Here is a 12,449-nt window from a genome sequence, read left to right as displayed (position 1 = left end):
GGGACGGCTAGCCTTTGGAGATGGTCCAATATCGTTCGCCCTCGACGGGTCTGACAGTGCGCGCGATACTTTTCGACACCTTCGGAACCGTTGTCGACTGGCGCTCGGGCATCGCCCAGGCAATCCGTGAGTTCGCGCAACAGCACGACTTGAGCGTGGAACCGCTGGCGTTCGCCGCTGACTGGCGCATGCGCTATCAGCCCGCTATGGAGGCGGTGCGCTCAGGTCGCCGGGACTTCGCCTCGCTGGACGTACTGCACCGAGAAAATCTGGAGGCATCGCTGAGCGACCTCGGAATGCGACCGGAGGAGTTTCCGGACGACGAATTGCGGGCGCTGGCCCGCTCGTGGCGTTGGTTGCCGCCGTGGCCGGATAGCGTCGACGGCATCTCCGCCATGAAGCGTCATGTCATTGTCGGCCCGCTGTCCAACGGCAACACCGGGCTGCTGGTGGAGATGGCGAAACATGCCGGTTTGCCATGGGATGTGGTGCTGGGTTCGGATATCAGTCGGGCCTACAAGCCCGACCCGCAGGCCTACTTGGCGCCCGCGCGCCTGCTCGACCTGGCGCCGGGTGAGGTGATGCTCATGGCGGCCCACAATCGCGACCTGGCGGCCGCCCAAAAAGCTGGTTTGGCAACGGGATTCGTGGCCAGGCCGCAGGAGCACGGCCCGGGGCAGACCAGCGACCTGGAGCCCTCGGGTCGCTGGGATGTATCCGGGTCCTCGATAGGTGAACTCGCGACGTTGATGTTCGGATGAGGTCGCAACACTGAGAAGACGATCGGTCGTTCTCACCTTCAATCTATATCCGACCCCGGGGCTTGCGGCAAGACCCGGGGTATGCCGCACAATCGCTGGCCAGACCAAAATCTGGGCCGGAACTCGCGCATATGGGGGCATGTGTCAACTCAGGATTACGAAGACGAATTGCGATCAGAGCGCGCCTATGTCGCCGCTCTCTATGCCCGGTTGGACGCTGAGCGAACGCAGCTGAAGGACAGCTACACCGCCGCCTTGCGTGAGCCCGTGGACATGATGGATGGCGGGACACTCGTCGCGCGGGACGTGGCGGTCCGATCACTGGCCAAAGCGGTGAAGCGATTGGATGTCGCGGACAGCGGCCTGTGTTTCGGTCGACTCGACAGCCTTTCGGGCGAGCGAATGTACATCGGCCGCATCGGCCTTCTCGACGAGTCCAACGAATACGAACCGTTGTTGTTGGACTGGCGGGCGCCAGCGGCGCGCGCGTTCTACGTTGCGACCGGCGCGGCGCCGGAGAACATGCGTCGGCGGCGACAGTTCCACACCCGCGGACGCCAAGTGCTCGATTTCACCGACGAGGTCTTCGGCAACCCCAGTGGCGAAGAGCGCGGTGACGCAGCACTGCTGGCGGCGGTGAACGCGCCGCGCGGTGCCGGCATGCGCGACATCGTGGCGACGATTCAGGCTGAGCAAGACCAGATCATTCGGCTCGACCACCCGGGCGTCCTGGTGATCGAAGGTGGTCCGGGCACCGGGAAGACCGTGGTCGCGCTACACCGCGTGGCCTACCTGCTGTACACCCTGCGGGATCGGTTCGAACATCAAGGTGTGCTGGTCGTTGGCCCCAACCACGCGTTCCTGAACCACATCGGCCGGGTGCTGCCCTCCCTGGGCGAATCCGAAGTGGTGTTCACGACCACCGGCGACCTAGTACCCGGTCTGCACGTCACCGCCGAGGATGCCCCGCAGATCGCGCGACTGAAGGGTTCGCTGCGCCTGTTGGATGTGCTGGCGGCCGCGGTGGCCGACCGCCAACGATTGCCACCTGAGCCACTGCTCATCGACTTGTCGGATGTCACCGTGCGAATCGACGCCGAGACAGCTGAGTGGGCCAGACAGGAAGCCCGCGACAGTGGGCTGCCACACAACGAGGCCCGTACCGTGTTCACCGACATCGTCACCTGGGTGCTCACCGAACGGGCGATAGGGCGAATAGGCCGCGGCTGGTTGACCCGACAGGATCGTGCCGCTTGGGAGGAGTTGCGCGGCGACCTCCTCGAAGAGCTCGCCGGCAACCAGCGATTCAGTGCCGCGCTGGACTCCCTGTGGCCGATTCTGACGCCCGAGGCGCTGTTGTCCGACCTGTACACCTCCGCCGACCGGCTACACGCGGCCGGGGCGGACCCTGCGCTATTGCGCTCCAAAGGGGACGCGTGGACCGTGTCCGACGTTCCGCTGCTCGATGAGCTCGTCGACCTTCTGGGCCGCGACAAGGCCGCCGAAGAGGCCGCCGAGCGGACCCAAAAAACCGAGGCCGCCCTACGCGCGCAGTACGCCGCCGGAGTGCTGGACATGATGACCAGCCGGGAGGACCTCATGGACGACGAGGATCACCTGCTCGCAAAAGACCTCTTGTACGGCGCGGAGCTAGCGGACCGGTTCGTCGAGCGTGATACGCGTGAGCTGGTCGAGCGCGCCACAGCCGACCGCGACTGGACTTACGGCCATGTCGTTGTCGACGAGGCTCAGGAACTTTCCGCAATGGACTGGCGGGTGCTGATGCGGCGCTGTCCAGCCCGGTCTTTCACGGTGGTCGGTGACCTCGCCCAACGCAGGTCGGCGGCCGGTGCGACATCGTGGGACACGATGCTCGAACCCTATGTGCCGGGTCGGTGGGTCTACCGATCGTTGTCGGTCAACTACCGCACACCTGCCGAGATCATGGCCGTCGCCACCGCGCTGTTGGCCGACTTCGCACCGGGTGTTCAAGCGCCGGAATCAGTCCGCGCCTGCGGGTTCCGCCCTTGGTCTCGCCGCATATCCCCCGACGAGATACCCTCCGCCATCAAAGAATTCGTTCAGGGCGAAACTGGCCGTCCAGGCACCAGCGTGGTGATCGGACCCGCGGGTGTGTCAGATGCCGTACTACCGTCGCAAACCAAAGGTCTGGAGTTCGACGCGGTGCTGGTGGTGGCGCCCGAACAGATCCTCGCCGACGGCCCGCGGGGCGCGGCCGACCTCTACGTGGCGCTGACTCGCGCGACGCAACGCCTGGGGGTCTTGCACGTTGACCCGTTGCCGCCAGCATTGTCCGGACTCGTCGAAATAGGGTCGCCGGGCTGACATCATGGGGCGTATGGCATTGCAGTGGGATGTGGGGACCACCGTCGACGCCGACGCAATCGTCGGCTCGGTAGCCACGATCCAGAGTGTTGGCGTCGCCGGATCGGTCGCGACCGCAGGAAGCACCGCCGTGGCCGGATCAGCCTCGACCGCGGGCTCCGTCGCGGTCGCCGGATCGGTCGCGACCGCAGGCAGCGTGGCGGTGGCCGGTTCCGCCCTCACTGCGGGCAGTGTCGCGGTGATCGCCAGCGCGTTGAGTGTCTTGTGTGTTGGTATCCGCGAGTGCGTGGCATGCCTGGCATGTATCGCCTGTACCCGATGTGCAGCCTGCGTGGGATGCGTGCGCTGCACGGACTGCGTGGGGTGCGTCGGCTGTGTGAATTGCTCGGGGCTGCGAAACGTCAAGGGCGCCCGGAACGTTCATGTGGAGCCTGGGCAATACCCGCCCGCTCATAAATTACGTGCATGAAGGCATAGCCAATTTCCATTGGACCCGATGACGCTACCTTCGTAACGTTGGTCCGGCCGACCACGCCCATTCGTCTCCGAAAGATCGGGTTCCAGATGTCCACCACCCCTACCGTCATCGACTACGTTCTGCGTCGTCTCCACGAGATCGGCATCAGCGACGTCTTCGGCGTCCCAGGCGATTTCGCGTTCCCCATGCACGACGCGATCGTGGCGCACCCCGAAATCAACTGGATCGGCTGCTGCAACGAACTCAACGCCGCATACGCGGCCGACGGCTACGCGCGCGTTCGGGGTGTGGGCGCCGTGAGCACCACTTACGGTGTCGGCGAGTTGAGTGCGATCAGCGCGGTGGCCGGCGCCTACGCCGAACACCTGCCCGTCTTCCATCTCGTCGGCATGCCCAACCTCGCGACGCAGGCCAACCGCGCTCTGGTGCATCACACGCTGGGCAACGGGGAGTTCGAGTTGTTCCGCAAGATGGCGGACATCGTCGTCGGCGCAAGCGCCATCATCACCCCGGCCAACGTGGTGTCCGAGACCGAGCGGCTGATTCACGAAGCGTTGTACAACCGCCGCCCGGTGTACTTGGCCTTTCCCACCGACGTGGTCGACAAGCCCATATTGGCGACCTCGGCGCCGCTGCCCCTTCCCGTCAGCGAGCCCGAGGCTTTGACCGCAGCGGTCGACGCCGTCGCACAAGCGCTCTCCGCCGCTTCGACGGCATGCGTGCTGCCGGGACTCCTGCTGCACCGACTTCACATCACCGACATCGCAACCCAGTTCGTCGATGCGGCGGGACTGCCCTTTGCCACCATGTTCGCCGACAAGTCGGCGATTGATGAAGACCACCCCCGCTACATCGGTATGTACGACGGTCAACTCATGGAAGAAGACGTCCGGGTGTTCGTCGAGTCCGCGGACGTCGTCATCACGGTGGGCACAATGCAGACGGACTTCAACACCGGCGCGTTCACCGCCCGCCTCGACCCCGCCCGCACCATCGACATCGGCCTGCACCGCACCACGGTCGGCTCCGCGGTCTACCAAAACGTAGAGATGGCCGACGTTCTGCGCGAGCTGGCGAGTCGCGCCTGGACCAAGCGCTTCCCGCCGGGGCCGCGGCCCACCTCATTGGGCCCGGTGGTCGGATCAGCCGCCGAACCGATTACCGCGGCGGCGCTGTATCCGCGCTGGGCCGACTTCCTTCGGGAAGACGACATCGTCATCGCCGAGACAGGGACCTGCTCGATGGGATTAGCGTTTGCTCAGCTGCCCCACGGCGCGCGCTTCTACAACCAGACACTGTGGGGCGCGATCGGATGGGCTACCCCGGCCTCCCTCGGAGCCGCCGTCGCCGCACCCGACCGCCGGGTGGTGCTGATCACCGGGGAGGGCTCGCATCAGTTGACGGTGCAGGAGATCAGCCAATTCCATCGCCTGGGACTGCGTCCAATCATCTTCGTGCTGAACAACTCCGGCTACCTCATCGAACGGCTGCTGTGCAAGGATCCCGGAATCGTCTATAACGACGTGGCTACCTGGAACTACGCCGAGCTGCCGCACGCCCTCGGGTGTGACGACTGGTTCACCGAGCGGGTAACGACCTGCGGTGAGCTCGACGAGGCCCTGGCCAAGGCGGCCCAAGGTGACCAGGCCACCTACATCGAGGTGGTCACCGATACGTACGAAGCGCCGCCGCTACCCAACAAGCTGCACGAGAACGTCAAGACGCTCTACAACATCGGCTGAGGTGACTGTGTGCGTCGGCGCAGCAGCCGCGGGAATGAAGAAGCGACACACCCCGTTTTTCCAATTCGATGAAGTTCCTGCTGATAACGCTGATTACGCACCTTCCCGACCCGGTCACAGGCGAGAAGAAGAGCGCGGCCAATCGCCTGCGCGAGGTGATCGAGAAGGCGGTGCTCGCCGAGGAACTCGGATACGACGGTTTTGCGGTGGGCGAGCGGCACGAGGATCCGTTCATCTCGTCGTCTCCGCCGGTCGTGCTGAGCAACATCGCGGCGCGAACATCGACGATTGGCCTGTTCACCGGCGTGACGACGTTGAGTCTGCTGGATCCGGTGCGCGCGTTCGAGGACTATTCGACGCTGGACAATCTGTCCGATGGGCGGCTGGAGCTGATCATCGGGAAGGGGAACGGCGCGGCGCAGGCAGAGTTGTTCCACGTGACCGCCGCCGACCAATGGGACCGCAACCGAGAAGGGTACGAGCTGTTCCGGCAGCTGTGGCAGAACGAGCGCGTGACATGGTCGGGCCACTTCCGCCCGGAGCTCGTCGACGCCAAGACGGTCCCTCGGCCGCTGCAGGCCAGGATCCGGATCTGGCACGGCAGCGCAACGAGTAGGGACTCGGTGGATCTCGCCGCTCGCCACGGTGACCCCATCTTCTCCGCCAACGTGAGCAACACGGTCGAGCCGTATGCCGAACTGGTACGTCACTATCGGCAACGTTGGGAGTTCTACGGCCACCGACCCGAGGATGCGTTGGTGGGTGCGGGGACCGCCGGCTTCTACGTGGCGCCGACGTCTCAGGAGGCCCTGGCTACCTACCGGCCGGTGATCGAGGCGCGGTTGGCCGTACAGCGCCGGGTCGGCATGCCTGTGGTGTTCGACTCGGTGGAAGATTTCGTAGCGCGCAGTTCGGCGGTGATCGGCAGTCCCGAGCAGGTCATCGACAAGGTCGGTCGCTATCACGAACAGCTCGGCCATGAAGTCATGCATCTCAGCGCCGATGCCGACGGCGTGACCCCCGCTCAGCAGCGTCGTAGCCTGGAACTGTTCCAATCCGAGGTTGCGCCGGTCCTGCGTGCGCACATGCCGAGCCGCCCTCTCATCTCCCAGCTGCGTCTGGGAAACGCTGCCCGACAAGCCGGTTAGAAAGGATGGTCACACAATGACCAGCAACGTGGAGACCACCCACAGCAGCGTTCGAGGCACAGTGGAACCAGTGGCACAGTGAACGCGAACGCTACTACGGTGATCCGCTGGGATGGGTGAGCATCACCGGCTTGTATTGGCTCAGTGACCAATTCGCGCAAGTCGCCGACCTTCCCGGTCGATGGCGGGCCGACACCGACGCGGTGTATGTGGAAGGCATCGAGGGCGCGGACCGGCTCGAACCAGTCGAAGGGGCCCCGGGATTGCTTGTCGACGTCGCGGACCGCCGGGTCGAAGTCATCCGCCGAACCGGCTCGGCTGCGTTGCGTGTACATGACCCGAAGTCGCCATACCTGGCTACGTACCGAGGAATTCCGACGTACCCTCCCAGCCGGCGCTGGGTTGTCTCGGGTTCATTCATCCCATACCAGCAGCCGACGACCGTCACGACGGGCGCCGTCGTCGAAGGACTGCAGCACCACCATCAAGCCGTCGGCGTTGTTCACTTCGAACTGAACGGCGCCGCCCACCAGTTGGTCGCGTTCCGCGGCAAAACCGGCGGATTGCAGCTCTTGTTCACCGACGCCACCAGCGGTGTGACGACTTATCCTGCCGCGAGGTCACTTTCGGTTGCAGACCCGGACCCCGATGGGGCGGTGACGCTGGACTTCAACCGGGCGTCGAACTTGCCTTGCTCTTTCACCGACTTCGCCACCTGCCCGGTGGCGCCGACCGAGAACAGGCTGCCGGTCGCCGTTGCAGCCGGTGAGAAGAACCCGCGATAACGGCTACCTCCAGGCGAAGACCGGTTGCTCCAGTTGGTCCACCGGGTCGTGTCGGCCTTCCAGGCACAGCCACCGCAGTTGCAGCAGCACCGCGCCGGTCGGGGCGTGGATCAGGTCGTTGCCCAACGGGATCTGCACGACCGGCCGCGGGCTCTCCGGGATGGAAATGAACCGTGGCGAATCCTTCCGTTGGAGTTGATGCAGTCCGACCCGGTAGACCGCCAGCACCTCGTCAGGCGCCGGTTGGGGATTCAATCGGCCGCCACCCCAGATCACCACGGGGGTGATCACGTATCCCGACCGCGTCGGGTAGTCGTCCAATAGGCCCAGCACGTTCGCGTCGGCTAGCCCAATGCCGAGCTCCTCGTCCAATTCGCGCAGCGCTGCGTCGATGACCGTTTCTCCGGGGTCGAGTCGGCCACCGGGCAACGCCCACTGGGCGGGATGCGCATTGAGGCGAGATGCCCTGCGACACAACAGGAACGCGGCACCACCCGAGACGTTGATCATGTGACCGTCCAAACCGGCCTCGGGCAACGGTCGCCCACCGATCCACTCATCCACCGGGGCCGGGTCAACCCGATCCTCGCCCACCTCGGAGTCGACGATCACCACCGCCACCGCGGCACGCCGCTTGGTCGGGTCAGTCACACTTCGACGATCATGACCGGCCAAACGCGACCGGAACCCCTCCCGCAGCCCGTCGTCATACGCGATTGTCACCGTTCGACCATATGCCGAACGCGAACAACGCTCGGTAATCAACCCCACGCCACGTCGTAGGGTCGACTTGTGTCGGTCCGTGAGCTCATCGTGCTGGGTACCGCCAGCCAGGTGCCGACTCGACACCGCAACCACAACGGATACCTGCTGCGTTGGGACAACGAGGGATTCCTGTTCGACCCGGGCGAAGGCACGCAACGTCAGATGCTGTTGGCAGGTGTGCCGGTCAGTACCGTGACGCGCTTGTGCCTCACCCACTTTCATGGCGACCACTGCCTGGGTGTGCCCGGCGTAGTGCAGCGGCTGTCGCTCGATGGAGTGCAGCACCCGGTACACGCCCACTTCCCAGCCTCCGGCCGCGAATATTTCGCCCGCCTGCACCACGCATGTCTCTTCCACGATCGCGCGGACCTGCGCGCCGAACCGGTCGTCGATGACGGGCCGGTCGCAACCGACGCGTTCGGGGTGCTCGAGGCGCGCGCGCTTGACCACTCAGTCGACGCGATCGGTTACCGGCTGGTGGAGCCCGACGCTCGCCGGTTCGTGCCCGAGCTGCTGGCGCGTTTCGGCGTCGCCGGACCGATGGTCCGTGAGTTGAACCGGAGCGGCTCACTTCAGGTCGGCGACCGCACCGTGACCGTGTCCGACGTCAGCAAGTTGCGACGTGGACAGCGATTCGCCTTCGTGATGGACACCCGATTGTGTGACGCGGTGTATGCCCTGGCAGATGGGGTTGACATGTTGGTGATCGAGGCGACGTTCCTCCATGCAGACGCAGAGCTGGCCGCCCGTTACGGTCACCTGACCGCTCGCCAGGCCGCACAAGTGGCTGCCGACTGCGGCATTCGGCGCTTGGTGCTGACACATTTTTCCCAGCGCTATCCCGACACCGAACAACACCGCGATGAAGCGGGTGCGGTGTTCGACGGTGACCTGGTAATCGCCGAAGACCTGAGCCGCATACCCGTGCCGAAGCGCACACCCGATTAGCTCGAAGGTCATACGCCGGCCAAGGACAGCATGCGACGGTGTTCGCTCGCCGAGATGTGTTGCCAAATCGGACATCCCAATCCCATCAGTCTTATTGCGCCTTTGTCGCCACCAGCGAGCATCAGCATCGACGTTGACAACACGGTGCCGGGCGCGGATCCGTCTGACTGCGCTCGTCCCGCCTTTGCTTGACTATGGCCCCTGGGAACAAGCGGGCATTCACCGCGAGTTGCTACACCCTGCAAGGGCAGAAGAGCTTTCAGGAGAAGCCATGAACACCATGTCCGGTCAAAAGGCTCTAGTCACCGGGGCGACCTCCGGGATTGGCAGAGCGATCGCCAAACGACTTGCGGCCGAAGGCGCCGGAGTCATCGTGCATGGGCGTAACGGCGCTCGTGCCGAAGAAGTGGTGCACGAGATCACCGCCCAAGGTGGCACCGCGCGCTTCCTCACCGCCGACCTGAGCGACACGGCCGACATCGAACGCTTAGCCCGCGACGCCGGAGACGTCGACATCTTGGTCAACAACGCCGGCGTTTACCAGTTCCTTGGCACCGCCGAGATGACCGACGACGGTTTTGCGCTACACATGGACCTCAACACCCGCGCCCCGTACGTGCTGGTGCGATTGCTTGCGCCCGGTATGGCGCGACGCGGCCGCGGCGCGATTGTCAACATCAGCACGCTGGCTGCCACCGTGCCCACCGCCGGCACGGGAATGTATGCGGCATCCAAAGCGGCCCTGGAGCAACTCACTCGAGTGTGGGCGGCCGAATACGCCGACAGGGGAGTCCGGGTCAATGCCGTCGCACCGGGACCCACACGCTCCGCGGGAACCGACGACATGGATGCCGCGACCCTTCAAACCATCGCCGATACCACCGCCCTGCGTCGCATCGCCGAACCCGAGGAGATCGCCGAGCCTGTGGTGTTCCTAGCTTCCGACAAGGCCAGTTACATCACCGGCATCGTGTTGGAAGTAGCCGGCGGTCGGCGCGCGATCGCCGGTTGATCAGCAGGGAAGCGGTTGCGGCACCGCGTGGTTGAATGGCGAATGCGCATTGGCGTCGTGTTCCCGCAGACCGAGCTTGGTGGCGACCCCGCAGTCGTACGCGCGTACGGGCAGGCCGTCGAAGGACTCGGATTCAGCCACATCCTTGCCTACGACCACGTGGTCGGGGCCGATCCCGATGTGCACCCAGGCTGGCAAGGGCCCTACAACATCGAATCGACCTTTCACGAGCCGTTCGTCATGTTCGGCTACCTGGCTGCTCTTACTTCGCTGGAACTTGTGACCGGCGTCATCATCCTGCCGCAGCGACAGACGGTGCTGGTGGCCAAGCAGGCCGCCGAGGTCGATCTCCTCACCGCCGGACGCTTCCGGCTCGGTATCGGGTTGGGCTGGAATGCCGTCGAATACGAGGCGCTCGGTGAACGGTTCACCAACCGAGGCAGGCGTTCCGAGGAGCAGGTTGAGTTGATGCGCCGGCTCTGGACGCAGCGATCCGTCACGTTCAACGGCCGCTATCACACGGTGACGGGAGCCGGACTTGGACCGATGCCCAACCAACAGCCGATCCCGATCTGGTTCGGCGCGGCCTCCGACCGAGCCTACGAACGCGCCGGACGACTCGGTGACGGCTGGTTCCCGATGATGGAGCCGGGACCGGGCCTCGACTACGCCCGCGAACAGGTCGAGCGGGCAGCGACCGCAGCGGGCCGCGATGCCCGCAGCGTCGGGATGGAAGGGCGGGTCACCTGGACCGGTGACCGCGACAAGGCGGCCGGTGAGATTGCCGCTTGGAAGGCAGCGGGCGCCACCCACCTGTCGATCAACACCATGAAGAATGGATTTGCGTCGGTCGATGACCACCTCGCCGCCTTGGAACGCGTGGCCTCCGACTTGGAGTAGGCCCGAAAGGTGTTGCGCCAGAGCCGTGTAAGCGCGCGACGGTTGGGCTGCAAGCCGCGGGAATATCAACGACGACTCACCGCGTTTCGCTCCAACATGAAGACCCTCAGCGAGACCGAACGTCAGCAATTCCTGTCCGACAAGCATGTCGCCGTGCTCTCTGTCCACGCCGCCGACGGCCGTCCCCCGGCCAGTGTCCCGATCTGGTATGACTACACCCCCGACGGGCTCATTCGGATCAACACCAGCGCGTCGACCCGCAAGGCGAAGCTCATCGAGAAAGCCGGGGTAGTGACCTTGGTTGTTCAACGCGAGGAGCCGCCTTACCAATACGTGGTAGTGGAAGGCACCGTGGTGGACACCACCAGCCCAGCCCCGGTCGAGGATAGAGAAGCAATCGCGATCCGTTATCTCGGCGAGGAGGGTGGCCGCGCGTTCGTGCGCAATTTCGACGACCGGGAAAGCGTGCTGTTCACCATTCGCCCGGACCGCTGGCTGACCGCCGATTTCTCCGGCGAGCTGTGATTTCGTGGGCTTGGCCACTTAACACTTAAGCGGGCTGCAACCGGGTATGCGAGGGGTCTCGCCCGACTACCCCGAAGGACCCGACGTGCGGAGCAACACGAGCCAACGTCAACTCGGTGATCTCGACAGTCCCATCGAAGACGAATTGGAACGAGCGTTTTGCAGAATGCTCGCCGAAGGCACCCAGCGCCTACATCGCACCTGGCGCGGAGTGATGGTGACCGGCTTCTTCGGCGGTACCGAGGTGGCGATGGGAGTTTTGGCCTATCTGTCGGTGCTACATGCGACCCACGACCCGCTGTTGGCCGGCGTCGCTTTCTCGATCGGTTTTCTGGCCCTGCTGCTTGGCCGCAGCGAATTGTTCACTGAAGGGTTTCTCATCCCGATCACCACGGTCGCGGCTAAGCGGGCGAGCGTGGCACAGCTGTTGAAACTGTGGGGCGGAACGCTGGTCGCCAATCTCGTCGGTGGTTGGCTGTTGATGTGGCTGATCATGCGGGCGTTTCCTCAGCTACATCAGCAGACATACGAGTCTGCCGCTCACTTCGCCACGGCTCCGCTGTCGGCGCAGAGCCTGTCACTGGCCGTGCTGGGCGGGATGGCGATCACCCTGATGACCCGCATGCAACATGGCACCGATGCGGTGGTGGGCAAGATGGCAGCCGCCATCGCCGTCGCGTTCCTGCTGGCCGGTCTGCAGCTGTTCCATTCAATATTGGACTCGCTATTGATCTTCGGCGCGCTCGTGGCCGGCCGGGCGCCGTTCGGCTACCTCGACTGGCTTTACTGGTTCGGCTACACCGCGGTCGGCAACGTCGTGGGAGGCCTGGTGCTGGTGACCCTGCCGCGTTTGTTGCGCAGTAAGGACCGCCTGTACCAGGAACGCGACGAGGTGGAGAGTTCGTCCCCTGGCTAGCGCAAGCCGTGCCCCGTGGTGGACGGGTCGTGTGAGAAAGCACGGCTCGGGTATAAGAGCGGTGTGTTCCAGCGTCGGCGCCAGTGCAGCGCCCCACCCAGCAACCCGGCCGCTCCCGCGTAC

The 12,449-nt window shown here is 64.7% G+C and carries 12 protein-coding genes; 11 read left to right on the top strand and 1 reads right to left on the bottom strand.

Annotation, left to right across the window (positions count from 1 at the left end):
• Nucleotides 1-20: 20 nt before the first annotated feature.
• The 6 genes from I2456_RS01170 (at nt 21) to I2456_RS01145 (ending at nt 7,260) form a co-directional block, all read left to right on the top strand.
• Nucleotides 21-761, top strand: a complete 741-nt coding sequence (locus I2456_RS01170; protein WP_085073796.1) for a haloacid dehalogenase type II — start codon at nt 21-23, stop codon at nt 759-761.
• Between the two features lie 141 nt (nt 762-902).
• Nucleotides 903-3,107, top strand: coding sequence for an RNA polymerase recycling motor ATPase HelR (helR, locus tag I2456_RS01165; RefSeq protein WP_241007836.1), 2,205 nt, complete (start codon nt 903-905; stop codon nt 3,105-3,107).
• Nucleotides 3,108-3,120: 13 nt separating this feature from the next.
• The gene (locus I2456_RS01160; protein WP_082952205.1) at nt 3,121-3,576 is read left to right on the top strand and encodes a hypothetical protein; all 456 of its coding nucleotides are present in this window, start codon (nt 3,121-3,123) and stop codon (nt 3,574-3,576) included.
• A gap of 95 nt (nt 3,577-3,671) precedes the next feature.
• The gene (locus I2456_RS01155; protein WP_085073795.1) at nt 3,672-5,327 is read left to right on the top strand and encodes an alpha-keto acid decarboxylase family protein; all 1,656 of its coding nucleotides are present in this window, start codon (nt 3,672-3,674) and stop codon (nt 5,325-5,327) included.
• A gap of 68 nt (nt 5,328-5,395) precedes the next feature.
• Nucleotides 5,396-6,475 (top strand): LLM class flavin-dependent oxidoreductase, encoded by a 1,080-nt coding sequence (locus tag I2456_RS01150; RefSeq protein ID WP_085073794.1) that lies wholly within the window; start codon nt 5,396-5,398, stop codon nt 6,473-6,475.
• 116 nt (nt 6,476-6,591) lie between these two features.
• On the top strand, nt 6,592-7,260 hold the full coding sequence (locus I2456_RS01145; RefSeq protein ID WP_085073793.1) for a DUF1684 domain-containing protein: 669 nt from the start codon (nt 6,592-6,594) through the stop codon (nt 7,258-7,260).
• Between the two features lie 3 nt (nt 7,261-7,263).
• Here I2456_RS01145 and I2456_RS01140 read toward each other — a convergent pair whose 3' ends face one another.
• A complete protein-coding gene (locus tag I2456_RS01140; protein ID WP_085073792.1) occupies nt 7,264-7,983 on the bottom strand; it encodes an NUDIX hydrolase in 720 nt (239 codons plus the stop codon).
• Between the two features lie 69 nt (nt 7,984-8,052).
• Here I2456_RS01140 and I2456_RS01135 point away from each other — a divergent pair, with 69 nt between their 5' ends.
• The 5 genes from I2456_RS01135 to I2456_RS01115 all read left to right on the top strand — a co-directional run bounded on the left by I2456_RS01135 (nt 8,053) and on the right by I2456_RS01115 (nt 12,326).
• Entirely contained in the window at nt 8,053-8,973 is a 921-nt protein-coding gene (locus I2456_RS01135) for a ribonuclease Z (protein WP_085073790.1), read from the top strand.
• A gap of 271 nt (nt 8,974-9,244) precedes the next feature.
• Nucleotides 9,245-9,985, top strand: coding sequence for an SDR family NAD(P)-dependent oxidoreductase (locus I2456_RS01130; RefSeq protein ID WP_308203603.1), 741 nt, complete (start codon nt 9,245-9,247; stop codon nt 9,983-9,985).
• Nucleotides 9,986-10,027: 42 nt separating this feature from the next.
• On the top strand, nt 10,028-10,885 hold the full coding sequence (locus I2456_RS01125) for an LLM class F420-dependent oxidoreductase (protein ID WP_085073919.1): 858 nt from the start codon (nt 10,028-10,030) through the stop codon (nt 10,883-10,885).
• A 96-nt stretch (nt 10,886-10,981) separates the two neighbouring features.
• On the top strand, nt 10,982-11,410 hold the full coding sequence (locus I2456_RS01120) for a pyridoxamine 5'-phosphate oxidase family protein (RefSeq protein ID WP_068162248.1): 429 nt from the start codon (nt 10,982-10,984) through the stop codon (nt 11,408-11,410).
• 46 nt (nt 11,411-11,456) lie between these two features.
• A complete protein-coding gene (locus I2456_RS01115) occupies nt 11,457-12,326 on the top strand; it encodes a formate/nitrite transporter family protein (protein ID WP_085073789.1) in 870 nt (289 codons plus the stop codon).
• The last annotated feature ends 123 nt before the right edge of the window (nt 12,327-12,449 follow it).

It is taken from the genome of Mycobacterium kubicae, assembly GCF_015689175.1.
GTDB classification, from domain to species: Bacteria; Actinomycetota; Actinomycetes; order Mycobacteriales; family Mycobacteriaceae; genus Mycobacterium; species Mycobacterium kubicae.
This window is presented reverse-complemented; position numbering and strand designations above follow the sequence as displayed.

Bases quoted from the DNA above. Each gene is read 5' to 3' on its own strand.
- I2456_RS01155 (WP_085073795.1), top strand. From the start codon at position 3,672: ATGTCCACCACCCCTACCGTCATCGACTACGTTCTGCGTCGTCTCCAC.
- I2456_RS01150 (WP_085073794.1), top strand. From the start codon at position 5,396: ATGAAGTTCCTGCTGATAACGCTGATTACGCACCTTCCCGACCCGGTC.
- I2456_RS01170 (WP_085073796.1), top strand. From the start codon at position 21: ATGGTCCAATATCGTTCGCCCTCGACGGGTCTGACAGTGCGCGCGATA.
- I2456_RS01125 (WP_085073919.1), top strand. From the start codon at position 10,028: ATGCGCATTGGCGTCGTGTTCCCGCAGACCGAGCTTGGTGGCGACCCC.
- I2456_RS01115 (WP_085073789.1), top strand. From the start codon at position 11,457: ATGCGAGGGGTCTCGCCCGACTACCCCGAAGGACCCGACGTGCGGAGC.
- I2456_RS01130 (WP_308203603.1), top strand. From the start codon at position 9,245: ATGAACACCATGTCCGGTCAAAAGGCTCTAGTCACCGGGGCGACCTCC.
- I2456_RS01120 (WP_068162248.1), top strand. From the start codon at position 10,982: ATGAAGACCCTCAGCGAGACCGAACGTCAGCAATTCCTGTCCGACAAG.
- I2456_RS01160 (WP_082952205.1), top strand. From the start codon at position 3,121: ATGGCATTGCAGTGGGATGTGGGGACCACCGTCGACGCCGACGCAATC.